Below are 13,074 nucleotides of genomic sequence, written 5' to 3'. Positions count from 1 at the left end.
TCCGCGGCAACCCAGAACAGGCCGATGAATAGTCCCCAACCAATTCCCCACATCAGTTCTTTGGTTTTACTCATCTTCTTCCTCAAACCAGATTTCCGCTGTTCTGATTATCCTTAGGTAGTGTCTGCCGTATTTATTTCGGCCATGTTTTTCTTTTACCGCCGCCCGGAATTGTTCCAGTGTTCCGAAGAAACATCCGCGCATTGCCGAACACCCGCGCATTGCCGGACACCCGCGCATTGCCGAACACCCACGCATTGCCGAACACCCACGCATCGCCGTACACCCGCGCATTGCCGAACACCCACGCATCGCCGTACACCCGCGCATTGCCGGACACCCGCGCATTGCCGAACACCCACGCATTGCCGAACACCCACGCATCGCCGTACACCCGCGCATTGCCGAACACCCACGCATCGCCGTACACCCGCGCATCGCCGTACACCCGCGCATTGCCGAACACCCACGCATTGCCGAACACCCACGCATCGCCGTACACCCGCGCATTGCCGAACACCCGCGCATTGCCGGACACCCACGCATTGCCGGCCACCCACGCATTGCCGTATATATCAAGGTTTTGTGTACTCTCAACATAGCCTCCGAGCTCTCCCGGAGAAACTAACAGCCCTATTGCGACAAGCGCCTTAATTCGATACAGCGTTTCTCCCGATGGCGTCGTAACCGTATCGTCTTGCAGGAGTTCGTATTTTTTGTTTTCTTCGCTCATTTCATTTCCCTAAGAAACCGGTTTTCCCCAGACCCGGAAACTGGAACCAACGCACAAAAGGAAATCAGTTCTCAAGTTCTTTCAGCATTTCGTCCGCATCTGCTTCCAGCTCTTTTTCTGCCGCGTTATAAGCGGCTTTTGTAATCAATCCAGAGACAACGGTAAAAGCGCTGTCACAATCTTTAGTTTTCAGAAAGGCGGATATTTCGGAGAGATATGCATTTTTGACGCAATTAAATATTTCAGTGGTGCCCATATCAGCGAGCATCGCATCACGCAACACCGGTAGGGATTCTTTTCGTCCGATCATGGTTTCTTCAAGCAAATCCCGGAACATGTCAGAGCGATCAACCGCGACTTCTTCTGCGACAATCCCCGGGAAGTCTCTTATGTATTCCGCCCGCGCCTCAATGTGCGCGGACACATAAGCACCTGAAAAAAGGTCTTCGTCGCCGTAGTCGACATAGTCATAGACGCTTTCTCCGATCATTTCCTTGCTCCATCATTTCGTTTAGCTGATGGAGTAATTATAGTTTTACTATATTAAATATGCAATAGTGAAACTACATATAATTTAAAGTTTTACTACTATTTTTGATAAAATTGATATAGGTCAATTTTGAGGAGTAGGGTAAATGACAGTAATCGCCTGCGAATACGATCTGTATTGTGGAGGAGGAAGTGATGTTATCGAAGCGTGATTTGTCAACAGAACGGGTGACGAAAGTGGAGTTGATCCCGGATATCGCAGTCAAGAACAATGTTTTGTTCCAACTGAACTGCGATCTTGGCCTCAAGGAATTTGCTGTCCAGTTGGGCACATCTATGGGGGAAACGGTCGGCTATATTATATTTAACGGAGATGGGAAACACTTTGAAGCAAGGAAGTTAATTTCTCCGGCTGAGAAAGTGCCGCAGCAATTAGCTGTGTTGAGAGGGACACTATGGTCTTACCCGGAAGTGATTTCAAATCAGAAATTAGCTTGTCTTTCAGAGACTGACCCATGTTTTGATTCTGATTTATGGCGAAAATCAGTTGAGCAAGGGTATTCTCGTGAATCTTGACGGTAATTGTGGTCTCAATCCCTTTTATTTCAGGGCTTCATTTAAATCTTTCTAATAGTGGTTCCATTTTTTACTATTTTTTTGTAATGTTAACAGTCAGCTTTTGAACGTATGCTACTTCATGGTTCAACATTACTTCAGCCTCAATAGTATTGAGCTCTTCTGGAATGGGGATGAGGAGAAGATTGCAGTTATACACCCCGGAAAATATATTCCCAAAATTTTCTTTAGTTTTTTCAATAGATTCTTTTAAGTATTTTTCTGGCAATTCATTTTTTGCGATGACGTTTCCGTTTAATTTTATATTAATGGATAAATGATTAACTCCGTCCATATCAGAAACATCGGTCCGGAAATAGACAGTAGCGCTTAATTTTGGCAACACCTGTTGATTGCTATTAATATTAAGGGTGTCGCCGTAGATACCTATTAATGAATGTTTTCCACCAAGCTCGCGCCGGAAATCATCAGAAAAAATGCAGACGATATTTTTCATGATTAAAAGCTGAAATAATTAGTGTTGTCTTCTGATTCTTTTGTGTCGATCGTTTCTGCTTTTCTTGTCAATTCGTAAATCGTTTCCATTTCCACATCCAGTACGTCGGCCAGTCTCTTCAATGTTTCGCCATATATAGAAACTTGTCTGGCTTCGATTTTTGCCAAGTGTGGTTGCGTGGTGCCGACAAGTTTTGCCAATTGTGTTTGGGACAGTCCTTTTGATAATCTCAATTTCTGGAGGGTTATTTCTTCCAGGCTTTCGGAAAGCTCACGGCGCGCTTTTTCCATTCTCCTTTTATATGATGGGTCGTTCGCTTCCAGCCATTGCCTTTTAAGGCGCCGCGGCATTTTTTTCATAACAACGATATCTTCACTTCTCAAAAAAACGCTTTCAGATGTAGATTCGCGTTTTTCAATGATATTTGGGAAGCTCAAGCTCATCGTATTCGTCAAAAATACGCTGCGAAATTGGGTCGTCGGGTTCATAGTTGTATTCCTCTTTTTTTACTATGGCCAAAAGATATATTTCATCTCTTTGACCATTGTATGCGTATATGATTCTGTATTTGTTTATTCTTTTTGCTAATGGCCTTATTCGGTACAGGTTGAACCCTTTGTTTTGAAATGCGACAATGGCTTTTACATTGAACATGGGATTACTGTTATGTTCAGCACTCCATTTTGTCAATTCGTCCAGTACTTTTGGAGAATTTTCCAGTTCATCAAGAAATGCATTGATAAGGTCACACTCGCTTAGTCCGGATAGATCGGCCTCGAAGTAATCGCCTTCATATATTTCAATCATTATATGTCGCAGTATATAGTCGCTATTGCGAATGGTCAATTATAGCCTGTTGCCATACCATACCGCCCGCCCAACGATGATCGTCGATTCATCAGGCGGCAAACGCCTGTCCGGATGCTGGTGCTTGTCTGGACTGTCGCTCTTCATCATCCATACGGACGTCCCCGCAGCCTCGTTATATTCATAAGTCAGGCGTTTCAGGACGAGACCTTCATGCGGCAAGCAAACGGCATACACTTTGCTCATCATCGGTTCCCTGTCTGCCAGATTGATTAGGACTACTGCACCGTCCTGAATCGTTGGAGCCATGCTGTTACCCTTCGCATGGATAATGCGTCCCTCTCCCTCTGGCACGCCTAGGTCATGCAGCATGACCTTCGGCAGGGCAAAACCGCCTTCCACAAGCACCTGATCGTTGAAATGTCCGTTCCCGCACGCAGCGTGTACATCGAGAATCGGGACAAGGAAATATTCATCTTCTGAGGGTGATTGTGGTTCTTTGGGGGTATCAGAAAAAAGCTTTGCTTTTTTTGCAAGGGACGGACTTATATCTTCCATTCGGCAGCCAAATCCTCGCATATAAGCCAAAGCAGCATCCAACCCGATAGGCGTAATGCCGTTGATGTGTTGGTAGATCATCGCTGATCCGCCAGGAACATCATAATCTCTTGCGAATTTTGCTCTGTTTTTTACCGTCTCGAAAAGCTTTCTCAAACGAGCGGCATCTTCCATTTTTTCTTTGCTCATATAGTAATGCTAAAATAAAAAAAGTATAGTTTGACTTCCATTTTTAATATAGTCGCGCTATACTCTCTGTATGATTGAAGAATTCAATAAGGCAATACAGATTTGCGGTGGACTGACGAAGCTCTCTAGAGCGATAGACATGCCCGTGTCTTTTGCTTGGCAAATCAAGGAGGGGAAAAGCCGTCTTCCTGAGGGATATGGCAGGCGGATTTTCGACGCAACGCATGGTGCTGTTTCTCTGAAAAAGATGTTTCCGGATAGCTGGATGAATTATTGGACTGCTCGAGACATCGAATTCATGGAAAAAGAAGCCCGTGAACGGACGGAGGAGGAAGGGGAATGAATCTGACGATTGATCAGGAATTTGAAGCCTTCATCCCGCCTCTGGACGCGATGGACTATGCACGCCTGAAAGCAAACATCCTCGCGGACGGATGCAGGGAACCGATTTCCGTCTGGAATGGCACCATACTCGACGGGCATAACCGGTATCGGATATGCACCGAGAACAACATCCCATTCGCCACGGTCGAGGTCTCCTCTGTGCGCACCCGCGCCGAAGCCTTCATTTGGATGTACGAAAACCAGCTTGGCCGACGCAATCTCGAACCGTTCGCGCGTGCAGAAATGGCCCTGAAGGTCAAACCGTACATCGAGGAACGGGCGAAAGAACGTTCCCGGCAAAATCTCAAGCAGAACGCAGGAAACGCCCAGAATTTTACTGAAAGTCAAAAAATATCTACGAATACCGAGGTGCTGAATTCGGCACCTCGGGAAAAAGGGCTGAAAACTGTCGAGATACTCGCAAAAAAAGCGCAGGTGGGCAAAGACACGATCCAGCGCGTCGAGAAAATTCTCGAGAAAGCAGAACCGGAAATCATTGAAAAGGCGCGTTCCGGTGAAATCTCGATCAATCAGGCCTATCAGACCGTCAAACCGGCGAAGAAGCCGGAAGCCGAGCCGCAGACGCAAGCGGAAAAGGATCGGGCGTTCATAGAGGAAGCTATGTCGGACGGCCCGACGCTGGAAGAGCTGATCGACGAAACCCAACGCGAAAACGATCTGCTGCACAGAAAAATCGAATCACTGACAAAAGACGATAAGGACGCCGAAATCGCCCGTCTGCAAGAGCTGAACGCCACACTTTCCCGTCAGATCGACACACTGACGGCAATAAAAGGACAGGCGGAAAAGTCTGCGCGGTATGCCACCAGTAGGCTTCTGGAAATTGGTGACATGGTCGGCAACAGGGATTTCAGCACGATTGTCGAAACGGTCAGAAAGGCACTTGGAAAATGAGGCCTATCGAACTCCGTCCATACCAGCTCGACGCAATCGAAAGATTGCGCGACGGGGTGCGTGGGGGGTTCAAAAACCAAATTCTGTGTGCTCCTACCGGAGCCGGAAAGACCCTTATAGGGGCCAGTCTGATACAAGAATGCCGAAACAAGGGAAAACGGGCGGTTTTCGTCTGTGACAGAATCAACCTGATCGATCAGACGTCATTGCGTTTCGACGAATACGGGATAGACCACGGCGTGATCCAGGGCAATCACTGGCGGACGCGCCTGTATGAACCTATCCAGATCGCAAGCGCACAGACGTTGGCGCGGCGGCAATGGCCGGACGCCGACCTTATCATCATCGACGAATGTCACACGATTTCCGAAACCGTTAAAAAGCGCATTTCAAATCGAAACTCTAACGTTGTCGGATTGACCGCCACGCCTTTTACCAAAGGTCTTGGCAAGTTGTATGACAACCTTGTCAATGTCACCTCTACGCAGGCATTAATCGACGAGGGCTTTTTGTCCGGATACCGGATATATGCTTGCAAGGAACCGGATATGGAAGGTGTCCGCGTAGTGGCGGGCGAATGGGAAGAAAAGGAAACATCGAAACGGGCGCTTGAAGTCGTAGGCGATTGCGTCAAGGAGTATCTCGAGCACTGCAACGGCAAGAAATTCATTTGTGCAGGTGTCAACACGGCACACGCGGAAGAGCTGCAGCGCCAGTTCATGGCCGCCGGTATCTTGTGTGCAAACTATACATACAAAACGTCCGATGAGGAGCGTCGGGAAATCGTCGAGGAGTTCCGGAAGCCGGAAAGCGTTTATCGCGGGCTAATCACCGTGACTGCCGCGACCAAAGGTTTTGACGTGCCAGACGTTGAGTGCATTATCATGGCCCGCCCCCTGCGCAATTCGCTGGCAGAGCACATACAGCTCTTCGGGCGCGGGCTTAGGATTCATCCGGACAAAAAAGAGTGCATCGTTCTCGATCATTCAGGCAATTGTCTGCGCTTCATGGATGAGATGCAGGGATTCTTCCAAAGCGGAGCAACTGAGCTGGACGACGGCAAGCAGAAAACCCGGAAGAAGAAAAATCCCGAAGACATCGAAGACAAATACATGACATGTCCGACCTGCAAGGCGTTGCACGCTGCCTCGCCATTCTGCCCGAACTGCGGCCACGAATACCCGAAACGGAAGTCGGACGTTGTTCACAGGGCAGGAACACTTCAGGAACTGATTGCGTCCGGCGCAAGGCAGGAATTGACTGTCGAGCTGTGGCCGCAGATAGTCCGCTATGCGCTGTTGCATAAAGACGCAGCGAAAGCCGAAAAATTCGCGCTGGCGATGTTCCGGAACATCACCGGAACGTGGCCGCTCAAAAAGTTTTACGACACCGAGCCAGCGCCCGAAGTCACCGATCAGGTCGGCCGGAAAATCAAGCACTTGAATATCCGGTATGCCAAGGCGATGCAGAAAAGGAGGGCCGCATGAGCGACTTTCTGCACTTCTGCCGCGGGCTTGGTATACGCATTGACACGGTTCCCCCCGTGGGCGTATGGAAACGATACCCGACGGACGACAAGCCGAGAAAGCTCAACGGAGCTGTCCGGTACTTCGGAACGTATGGATTTGCCCAAAACCACGCGCTCATGACAGAGCCTGCGTTCTGGCAGGACGACAAGCCTTCAAAACCGCTCTCACGCGCCGAAATAGTCAAGAGGGAGCAAGAGGCTGCCGAGCGCCGAAAAAACGAACTGAGGGCGCGTATCGAGGCCGTGGCGTCATGTCGGCGCTACTTTGGGAAACTGCCTTCGCTCCGGGGAGAACATCCCTATCTGGATCGCAAAGGGCTGTCCATGCGCGGCTGCGAACACCTGAAACGGGACGGCGATTTGCTGGTAATACCGATGTTCGCCAACGGACGGTTGATGAGCGTCCAGACGATTTCCATAGAGGGGGAGAAGAAATTCCGCTACCGCTGCCCGATCAAGGGGGCAAGTTACGAATTGCGTCGGGCGCGAGGCCTTATGACGTGTTTCTGCGAGGGTTTCGCGACCGGCCTGACCCTTTACCAAAGCATTCCGACCGCTTCCGTGGTCGTGTGCTTCAATTCGTCCAACCTCGTGGACGTAGCGAAAACCAGAAAAACGGCAGGCATGGCCGTCATTTGCGCCGACAACGATCACGAAACGACACACAACCCTGGAATCACGAAAGGAAAAGAAGCGGCTGAGATACTGAAATGCGGTCTGGCGTATCCGGAAGGCATATGCGGAACGGACTGGGACGACGCCCGACAGGAGTGGGGCGAGAGAGCCTATACACGCATCAGAGCGGAAGTCACAAGGAATTTAAAGATGGTGACATAGACAGACGGCATTGCAGAGAGGAGAGGGTAAACCGCCGACGGCTGCAATGTCCCAAACGGCAAGAAGGAGCGCATGGCCAAACAGCAGGGGTGGAAGTGGTAGAAGCTGGCGCAGGGAAGATCGCGGAAGCATCGGAACGATTTTTATAGTCTGCCAAACGCATGTGACGGCCCGAGGAACTCAGGAAATCACGTGCCCCACCGAAGGACGCTTTTTCGCGTCCCTAGGGAGGGGTTACGCCGTTTTAACCCTCCGAATCTAGGAAATCACCTTAAAAGATAAATAAATAGATAGAGATAAAGAAAAAAGGAAGACGCTGAAAAAATGGGTAACGAAGCAAGAGACAGCCAAAACCGGAAAAATTTCACGCAAGGTCAGTTGAACCGGTTCATGAAAGAACGCGGGTTGTACGACGAATGGCAATCGCTCGGCATGACGAACGCGGCGGCAGTTTGGCTGCTTCGCGGCAAGCCGGAAAGTGGTTTGCTTGAGGACCGGCATCATGTTCGGAGTGTTTTGGCTTCTTTCGTCAATGGTCGGATGACACGCACGGCGAGACGAATAGAACGGTTGAAAGAAAGGCTCAATAACGCGGTCGGCTGAACACGATGGATGACCTGAAAAACGATCTGAAATACCTGTCCGATATTTACGGCTGGGGGATTGAAGACAAAAAGGAAATCTGGCTTGCCACGAAAGACAATCCTGAAATGCAAGAATACTGGTCACGACTGGCAAGCGCCTACCGGCAGGGATACTTCCCGGCAAAACAAAACCACTACATGAGGTTGATGGAATGGGAACGCAGGCAGATGTTGTGATTGCCATAACGGATCATCGGACAAAGGAAATCGCCTTGCAAAAAGTACAGGAGGTGGATATTTCCGATGAAAAGGAAGTCGTCATCCGGGAACGGAAAAAACATCGAGGCCTTAACCAGAACGCCCTGATGTGGTCCAGCGCCATTAAAGACATTGCCGCTCAGGTCTGGCCGGATGGTGTGCAGTACAGCGCGGATACCTGGCACGAATATTTCAAGCAGAAGTTCCTGCCGGAAGAAGCATCGGATGAAACCGTGGATGGATATGTGAAGTGGGATTTCCTGCCGAACGGGAACCGGTACCTGAAAGGATCGACCACACAACTTACTAAAAAGGGCTTTGCGGTTTATCTGGAAAAGATATATGCATTCGGCGCACAACATGGCGTGCAGTTCGGTGTGAGAGAGGAGATGTTCGCATGAAACGCACGAAAACGGCAGAAGAAAAAATAATCATGCGACAGGTCGCCGAAATGGGCTGCATCGTGTGTGAGCGCATAGGGGTATCCAGGAACGCCAGCACAAATCCATCATGTTCGTGCCCGCCACGGGTGGGGAAGATCGAGCCACAAGGCGATCATCCCACTGTGTCCGGAGCATCACACCGGAAAAACGGGCGTGCATAGCATGGGGCGAAATGAATTTGCAGCGATGTACGGAAAATCAGAAATCGAGTTTTTGGAGATCGTCCTGAACCGATTGATGGGGACTTACAAACCGGCATGAAAGGGGGATCTATGTGCGATTTGAAAACAGGGCAAAAGGTGATTACGCCATCAGGACGGCTGGCAACTGTAAAGCTGATTTTGTCGGGATGCAGCAAGAAAGACGGGTTTGAAAGGGTGATATGCCAATACGATGGTGTCGAAAACGATCAGGAAAATCTTGTCACGCTGCAACCGCATTTATTGAAGAAAGTGAGTTGAAATGAAACCGTCAATCCTTGCGCTTGGCCGATTGAAGACAGGCCAGATGAACAAGACAGAAGCGGAGTATGCAGAGCATCTTGAATTACTGAAACGTACAGGAATAATCGCCTGGTACCGCTTCGAGTGCATGAAATTTCGTTTGGCGAATAACACGTTCTACACGCCGGATTTTGCGGTGATGCGCTCGGACGGCCATCTTGAGATGCATGAGGTCAAGGGGTTTTGGCGGGATGATGCAAAAGTGAAGATCAAGGTCGCTGCGGACCAGTATCCGATTGCGTTTATGGCGGTCAGGAAGAAAACAAGACGTGAGGGGCTGGGATGGAATGTGGAGCGTTTCTGATTTTTGGATTGGTACTTTGAAATGATTGAAAACGACAAAGTAAAACTGAAAGCATTTGAGGCGGAATTTTTCCCTATCATCGAAAACTGGAGACGGTGGGGAAACATACGTGACTGGTTACCGCTGTCATGGGGAAACATTCTTGGCGCGAGATATCGCCCAAAAAATCGTGAAGCGGATCCGGAAGAGCAGAAAGAGCCAATCAATCATCAAGCCGCGATAAGGATGGAGCGTATCGTTGTCAAATTGCCAAAACAGTACAGGGAAGCATTTGTACTACATTATGTCGGGTGTGCGGCTGTACAAGGCAAAATGAAGAGAGCAAGAACCCGTGACGGTGGGGCGAAGGTAATAGGCATTGGCAAAACACAGTATTACGACCGGTTGAACAGAGCGGCAAGTATTGTGGCGAGGGAATGGATGTATGGAATCAAAAATGAAAAGTGATATACTAAAAAAACTGCAAAGAAAAATGCAGTCGGGCTTGGCAGCTCGAATCTAGAAGGCGGACAGCCGCCGTTTGCGCGGTCTTTTTTTGTCTGCATGTCTCCGTTTATGAGCGGGACTTGCGGGGCATCTTCGGATGCGCCGGTACCTTCTAGCCGGTCTGCCAACCTGCAAGTTCTTGCTCACCCCTTTGGCAGGGGGTGGCAAGTGGGAAACCCGAATAGAAGGAGACATGTCATGTCTAATGTATCTTTGTGCGCACCCGCGCCCGTCGAATTTCAATTCCAATCCAATACCGTGCGTACCGTCGCCATTGACGGTGAAGTCTGGTTCTGTGCTGCTGACGTTTGTTCGGTGTTGGGGTACACGAACTCCAGAAAAGTAATCGCCGACCACTGTAAAGCATCCGGTGTAACGAAACGTTACATCAGCTCCGGCGGCCAAAACCGAGAAGTAATCTTCATCAACGAACCCAACCTGTACCGCCTGATTATCCGTTCCAAGAAACCGGAAGCGGAAAAGTTCGAGACGTGGGTTATGGAAGAAGTCCTACCAGCTATCCGGAAAACAGGTTCGTACTCTGTCTCCATCAATAAAATCCAACAAGGCGAATTAGCCACCTTGATCGCCGAGCGCTTTCCATCCGGCAAAGACCGCCCTTACGCATGGTCACGCTTCAACAACCATTTCAGGCTGGCCAGTTACAAAGACTTGCCTGCAAACCGTTTCGGGGAGGCTTGCGAATACATCAAGACCATGCAGGACGACAGAACGGCGCTTCCGTCGGTTCCTAATCTTCTGGACAGGGATTATTTCGCAAAGGTACGGGATATCGCCAACAAGTTCATCGACGACTGGTCACGCGTTCACAAAGGCGAAGATGTCAACCCGACCTTGACCATACCGGATGACGTTCTGGCGGGAATCATCGCCCAGCAGTTGAGCCGACAGAACTTCCGTCTTTTCGTGGACTATGCGGGGCAGCTGCACGTTGACCCAATACCGAACAAAAGCCCGTATGAAGGCCTTGCGGAGGCAATCGCCGATCAGGGCAACACCGGCTTGAAGGACGAAATCATCCAGGAGATCGGTGAGGCGTGCGTTAAGGCGCTGGCCTATCGTGCACAGCAGCGGAAGGCCGTTATCGGCAAGATGCGAGGTGCAAAATGATAGACCGTATTTTTGATTGCGTCGGCTGGCTTCTGGTTCTAATCAGCATAGGGGCCTACTGGATTTTCTGATCGTATGCGCCAGGGATTCCGGGCGCTCGGTATTCCTGACGCAACAATATCGAAACTTTCAGGATGATTTTTTAGTGTCTGACAGGTAACATAAAAAGCACTCGCAATCAGAAAAGGATCCCAAGATGTCTATCTTCTCAGCTAAAGAGCGGGAGAAACTCGTATTCAAGAAGATCGTTGAACTGCTTAATGTTTCACATGCTGGAAATATCAACGCCATTCTCGAACAGGCGTTGAAAGATACAACTGGAGACATTCTCAGTTTTACGTGGAATGAACGAAAAGAATTTTTATCAAAAGTTGTCGCGCTCTTTCTTTTCCATGAATTTGTAGAATGGGATGTTGTTGAGACTGAAATTCTTCGTGCGATCCAATTCTTTCGAGTTACGCCCAAGGATTTGGAAGATGTAAATTTGCCGCGTGCCATGAAATACGCTGAAATGAAAAACAAATCGGCAGCAGGCAAACCAGTAATTTATGCGCCACCTGAAGGAATCCGATTAAAGGAAAAAGAGCTTATCTTTTTTGCCGAATCTGCAGAATTGCTTGAAGAGAAGGTTATAGACAGCCGATATGAAGGCGGAAGTCATGGAATAAGTGTACGGTTAGCCAAAGGAGTGAGTTATCGCGTTGGATCATCCAGAGGAAGAATTGTATCGGAAAAGGGAATAGTACCGGTTGATGAAGGCACCTTCTATATTACAAACATGCGGTGCATTTTTCACGGCAATCGATTGTTGACTATTCCCATACGGAAAATATTCCAGACGGAAGAATGGAGAGATGCTATTTCCATTTCTGAGGACGGAAAACAGAAACCGCGCCTTATATTTTTTGGGAAAGGACTGAAAAAAGAAGCTGCATGGGCCATTTTACAAAATGTCATTAAGCAGGAATATGGGGAGTTTGAGGCAAAGAGTATTCTGGGTTTTGAAAAACACGATTTTGAATCTCAATATCCTCCCTTGATTGATGAGGCAAAAAAGAGCGTTACAGGAAAACTACGACAAACGCTTCTTTTCATTGGGATTTTTTGTTTTGTCGTTTTTGTTCTTGTTTTGATATTTACAGCGACATCTTCCAGTTCAGAAGAGAATCCGGTTTCGCCTAAACCGGAACCTGTTCGCGCAGAACAAAATCCTGCTTTTCTTGAAGCGGTTTCAATGATTGGCGATGTGCGGTCAAAATCCTGTTTTTTACAGGCTATATCATTGTTAACGCCATCCAAGTCGGCCCAAAAAGAATGGGAGACAATAGAGGAAAACCATCAAGAAGGATTATATTTTATTTCAGCTGCCCGAAAGAATGATATTGCTCAAATATCGTGGACGGCTGGCATCGGTAAGGACGCTGTTCAAACCTGTTCTGTTGAAAAGTTTAATGGGGATAACATTGTTTTCTCCAGAGAAGGATATTCGCTTGCTTCTGATAATAATCCGGATTTCTTCTCAAAAAAATCGCCGGTTCCAGTAATGACTGATTCGCAATCGGATGTTAAAAAAGAACGGATTGAAAAGGAATGTAATTGCGGTGTTACCGTAATGTCTTATTCCTATATTTGTTCGGTCACAAAACAAACAAAAGAAAATTGCTTGGCCAAATTCAACAATGAACCAGCGGCAAAAATGTGCGAAGGAGTTATGTCTGATGCGGATAAAATCAAACTGATTGAGAGAGTATATACGGACAAGCAATTTCAGGAATTAGCGAAAAAAGGGACCGGAGAATTGGCTGCGACATGCATCAGCAACAGGATGAATGATTGATGTAAATCAATTATTC

At 48.3% G+C, this 13,074-nt stretch carries 19 protein-coding genes; 13 read left to right on the top strand and 6 right to left on the bottom strand.

Translation table 11 applies throughout. The features are described from left to right. Window positions 1-133: 133 nt before the first annotated feature. Together OFAG_RS13990 and OFAG_RS10995 are read right to left on the bottom strand one after the other, a co-directional pair. Complete coding sequence (locus tag OFAG_RS13990; protein ID WP_020995293.1) at window positions 134-733, bottom strand: hypothetical protein; 600 nt, start codon at window positions 731-733, stop codon at window positions 134-136. Window positions 734-797: 64 nt separating this feature from the next. After that, window positions 798-1,223, bottom strand: a complete 426-nt coding sequence (locus OFAG_RS10995) for a hypothetical protein (protein WP_005876018.1) — start codon at window positions 1,221-1,223, stop codon at window positions 798-800. Window positions 1,224-1,417: 194 nt separating this feature from the next. Between OFAG_RS10995 and OFAG_RS10990 the strand changes: the two genes are divergently transcribed. After that, complete coding sequence (locus OFAG_RS10990; protein WP_020995292.1) at window positions 1,418-1,798, top strand: hypothetical protein; 381 nt, start codon at window positions 1,418-1,420, stop codon at window positions 1,796-1,798. A 73-nt stretch (window positions 1,799-1,871) separates the two neighbouring features. Here OFAG_RS10990 and OFAG_RS10985 read toward each other — a convergent pair whose 3' ends face one another. From OFAG_RS10985 to OFAG_RS10970, 4 genes are read right to left on the bottom strand one after another with little or no spacing between them, the layout of a single operon-like run. Beyond that, window positions 1,872-2,294, bottom strand: coding sequence for a hypothetical protein (locus OFAG_RS10985; RefSeq protein WP_020995291.1), 423 nt, complete (start codon window positions 2,292-2,294; stop codon window positions 1,872-1,874). A 2-nt stretch (window positions 2,295-2,296) separates the two neighbouring features. After that, window positions 2,297-2,782: a helix-turn-helix domain-containing protein gene (locus tag OFAG_RS13090; protein ID WP_081695698.1), complete on the bottom strand. Its 486-nt coding sequence runs from the start codon at window positions 2,780-2,782 to the stop codon at window positions 2,297-2,299. Next, complete coding sequence (locus tag OFAG_RS13985; RefSeq protein ID WP_020995289.1) at window positions 2,709-3,101, bottom strand: type II toxin-antitoxin system RelE family toxin; 393 nt, start codon at window positions 3,099-3,101, stop codon at window positions 2,709-2,711. Before OFAG_RS13985 ends, OFAG_RS13090 begins: the two co-directional genes overlap by 74 nt. A gap of 39 nt (window positions 3,102-3,140) precedes the next feature. Next, on the bottom strand, window positions 3,141-3,848 hold the full coding sequence (locus OFAG_RS10970) for a S24 family peptidase (protein ID WP_051347037.1): 708 nt from the start codon (window positions 3,846-3,848) through the stop codon (window positions 3,141-3,143). 70 nt (window positions 3,849-3,918) lie between these two features. On the opposite strand from OFAG_RS10970, the gene OFAG_RS10965 reads away from it, so the two are divergent. The 12 genes from OFAG_RS10965 to OFAG_RS10910 all read left to right on the top strand — a co-directional run bounded on the left by OFAG_RS10965 (window position 3,919) and on the right by OFAG_RS10910 (window position 13,058). Continuing rightward, window positions 3,919-4,191 carry a transcriptional regulator gene (locus OFAG_RS10965; RefSeq protein ID WP_005876022.1) on the top strand — a complete coding sequence of 91 codons (273 nt, stop codon included), beginning with the start codon at window positions 3,919-3,921 and terminating at the stop codon, window positions 4,189-4,191. Next, entirely contained in the window at window positions 4,188-5,147 is a 960-nt protein-coding gene (locus tag OFAG_RS10960) for a ParB N-terminal domain-containing protein (protein WP_005876023.1), read from the top strand. Before OFAG_RS10965 ends, OFAG_RS10960 begins: the two co-directional genes overlap by 4 nt. Beyond that, on the top strand, window positions 5,144-6,634 hold the full coding sequence (locus tag OFAG_RS10955) for a DEAD/DEAH box helicase (protein ID WP_005876026.1): 1,491 nt from the start codon (window positions 5,144-5,146) through the stop codon (window positions 6,632-6,634). The genes OFAG_RS10960 and OFAG_RS10955 overlap by 4 nt, the downstream gene beginning before the upstream one ends. Further along, the gene (locus tag OFAG_RS10950) at window positions 6,631-7,512 is read left to right on the top strand and encodes a toprim domain-containing protein (RefSeq protein ID WP_020995287.1); all 882 of its coding nucleotides are present in this window, start codon (window positions 6,631-6,633) and stop codon (window positions 7,510-7,512) included. The genes OFAG_RS10955 and OFAG_RS10950 overlap by 4 nt, the downstream gene beginning before the upstream one ends. A gap of 324 nt (window positions 7,513-7,836) precedes the next feature. Next, complete coding sequence (locus OFAG_RS10945) at window positions 7,837-8,115, top strand: hypothetical protein (RefSeq protein WP_020995286.1); 279 nt, start codon at window positions 7,837-7,839, stop codon at window positions 8,113-8,115. A gap of 5 nt (window positions 8,116-8,120) precedes the next feature. Continuing rightward, complete coding sequence (locus OFAG_RS10940) at window positions 8,121-8,333, top strand: hypothetical protein (RefSeq protein WP_005876030.1); 213 nt, start codon at window positions 8,121-8,123, stop codon at window positions 8,331-8,333. After that, window positions 8,309-8,755, top strand: a complete 447-nt coding sequence (locus OFAG_RS10935; protein ID WP_005876032.1) for a recombination protein NinB — start codon at window positions 8,309-8,311, stop codon at window positions 8,753-8,755. The genes OFAG_RS10940 and OFAG_RS10935 overlap by 25 nt, the downstream gene beginning before the upstream one ends. A gap of 314 nt (window positions 8,756-9,069) precedes the next feature. Continuing rightward, a complete protein-coding gene (locus tag OFAG_RS10930; RefSeq protein WP_020995284.1) occupies window positions 9,070-9,258 on the top strand; it encodes a hypothetical protein in 189 nt (62 codons plus the stop codon). A gap of 1 nt (window position 9,259) precedes the next feature. Beyond that, on the top strand, window positions 9,260-9,604 hold the full coding sequence (locus tag OFAG_RS10925; RefSeq protein ID WP_005876034.1) for a DUF1064 domain-containing protein: 345 nt from the start codon (window positions 9,260-9,262) through the stop codon (window positions 9,602-9,604). Between the two features lie 3 nt (window positions 9,605-9,607). Continuing rightward, a complete protein-coding gene (locus OFAG_RS10920; protein ID WP_155979205.1) occupies window positions 9,608-10,051 on the top strand; it encodes a hypothetical protein in 444 nt (147 codons plus the stop codon). 237 nt (window positions 10,052-10,288) lie between these two features. Continuing rightward, window positions 10,289-11,221 carry a BRO family protein gene (locus OFAG_RS13085; RefSeq protein WP_020995282.1) on the top strand — a complete coding sequence of 311 codons (933 nt, stop codon included), beginning with the start codon at window positions 10,289-10,291 and terminating at the stop codon, window positions 11,219-11,221. 196 nt (window positions 11,222-11,417) lie between these two features. Next, entirely contained in the window at window positions 11,418-13,058 is a 1,641-nt protein-coding gene (locus tag OFAG_RS10910; RefSeq protein WP_005876038.1) for a hypothetical protein, read from the top strand. The last annotated feature ends 16 nt before the right edge of the window (window positions 13,059-13,074 follow it).

Source organism: Oxalobacter paraformigenes (genome assembly GCF_000158475.2).
GTDB lineage: Bacteria > Pseudomonadota > Gammaproteobacteria > Burkholderiales > Burkholderiaceae_D > Oxalobacter > Oxalobacter paraformigenes.
This window is presented reverse-complemented; position numbering and strand designations above follow the sequence as displayed.

Excerpts from the sequence above, each read along its gene's own strand:
- OFAG_RS10945 (WP_020995286.1), top strand. The coding sequence starts at position 7,837 with ATGGGTAACGAAGCAAGAGACAGCCAAAACCGGAAAAATTTCACGCAA.
- OFAG_RS10950 (WP_020995287.1), top strand. The coding sequence starts at position 6,631 with ATGAGCGACTTTCTGCACTTCTGCCGCGGGCTTGGTATACGCATTGAC.
- OFAG_RS10990 (WP_020995292.1), top strand. The coding sequence starts at position 1,418 with ATGTTATCGAAGCGTGATTTGTCAACAGAACGGGTGACGAAAGTGGAG.
- OFAG_RS10965 (WP_005876022.1), top strand. The coding sequence starts at position 3,919 with ATGATTGAAGAATTCAATAAGGCAATACAGATTTGCGGTGGACTGACG.
- OFAG_RS13085 (WP_020995282.1), top strand. The coding sequence starts at position 10,289 with ATGTCTAATGTATCTTTGTGCGCACCCGCGCCCGTCGAATTTCAATTC.
- OFAG_RS10985 (WP_020995291.1), bottom strand. The coding sequence starts at position 2,294 with ATGAAAAATATCGTCTGCATTTTTTCTGATGATTTCCGGCGCGAGCTT.
- OFAG_RS10930 (WP_020995284.1), top strand. The coding sequence starts at position 9,070 with ATGTGCGATTTGAAAACAGGGCAAAAGGTGATTACGCCATCAGGACGG.
- OFAG_RS10935 (WP_005876032.1), top strand. The coding sequence starts at position 8,309 with ATGGGAACGCAGGCAGATGTTGTGATTGCCATAACGGATCATCGGACA.
- OFAG_RS10995 (WP_005876018.1), bottom strand. The coding sequence starts at position 1,223 with ATGATCGGAGAAAGCGTCTATGACTATGTCGACTACGGCGACGAAGAC.
- OFAG_RS10925 (WP_005876034.1), top strand. The coding sequence starts at position 9,260 with ATGAAACCGTCAATCCTTGCGCTTGGCCGATTGAAGACAGGCCAGATG.
- OFAG_RS10955 (WP_005876026.1), top strand. The coding sequence starts at position 5,144 with ATGAGGCCTATCGAACTCCGTCCATACCAGCTCGACGCAATCGAAAGA.
- OFAG_RS10970 (WP_051347037.1), bottom strand. The coding sequence starts at position 3,848 with ATGAGCAAAGAAAAAATGGAAGATGCCGCTCGTTTGAGAAAGCTTTTC.
- OFAG_RS10910 (WP_005876038.1), top strand. The coding sequence starts at position 11,418 with ATGTCTATCTTCTCAGCTAAAGAGCGGGAGAAACTCGTATTCAAGAAG.
- OFAG_RS13985 (WP_020995289.1), bottom strand. The coding sequence starts at position 3,101 with ATGATTGAAATATATGAAGGCGATTACTTCGAGGCCGATCTATCCGGA.
- OFAG_RS10960 (WP_005876023.1), top strand. The coding sequence starts at position 4,188 with ATGAATCTGACGATTGATCAGGAATTTGAAGCCTTCATCCCGCCTCTG.
- OFAG_RS13990 (WP_020995293.1), bottom strand. The coding sequence starts at position 733 with ATGAGCGAAGAAAACAAAAAATACGAACTCCTGCAAGACGATACGGTT.
- OFAG_RS13090 (WP_081695698.1), bottom strand. The coding sequence starts at position 2,782 with ATGAACCCGACGACCCAATTTCGCAGCGTATTTTTGACGAATACGATG.
- OFAG_RS10940 (WP_005876030.1), top strand. The coding sequence starts at position 8,121 with ATGGATGACCTGAAAAACGATCTGAAATACCTGTCCGATATTTACGGC.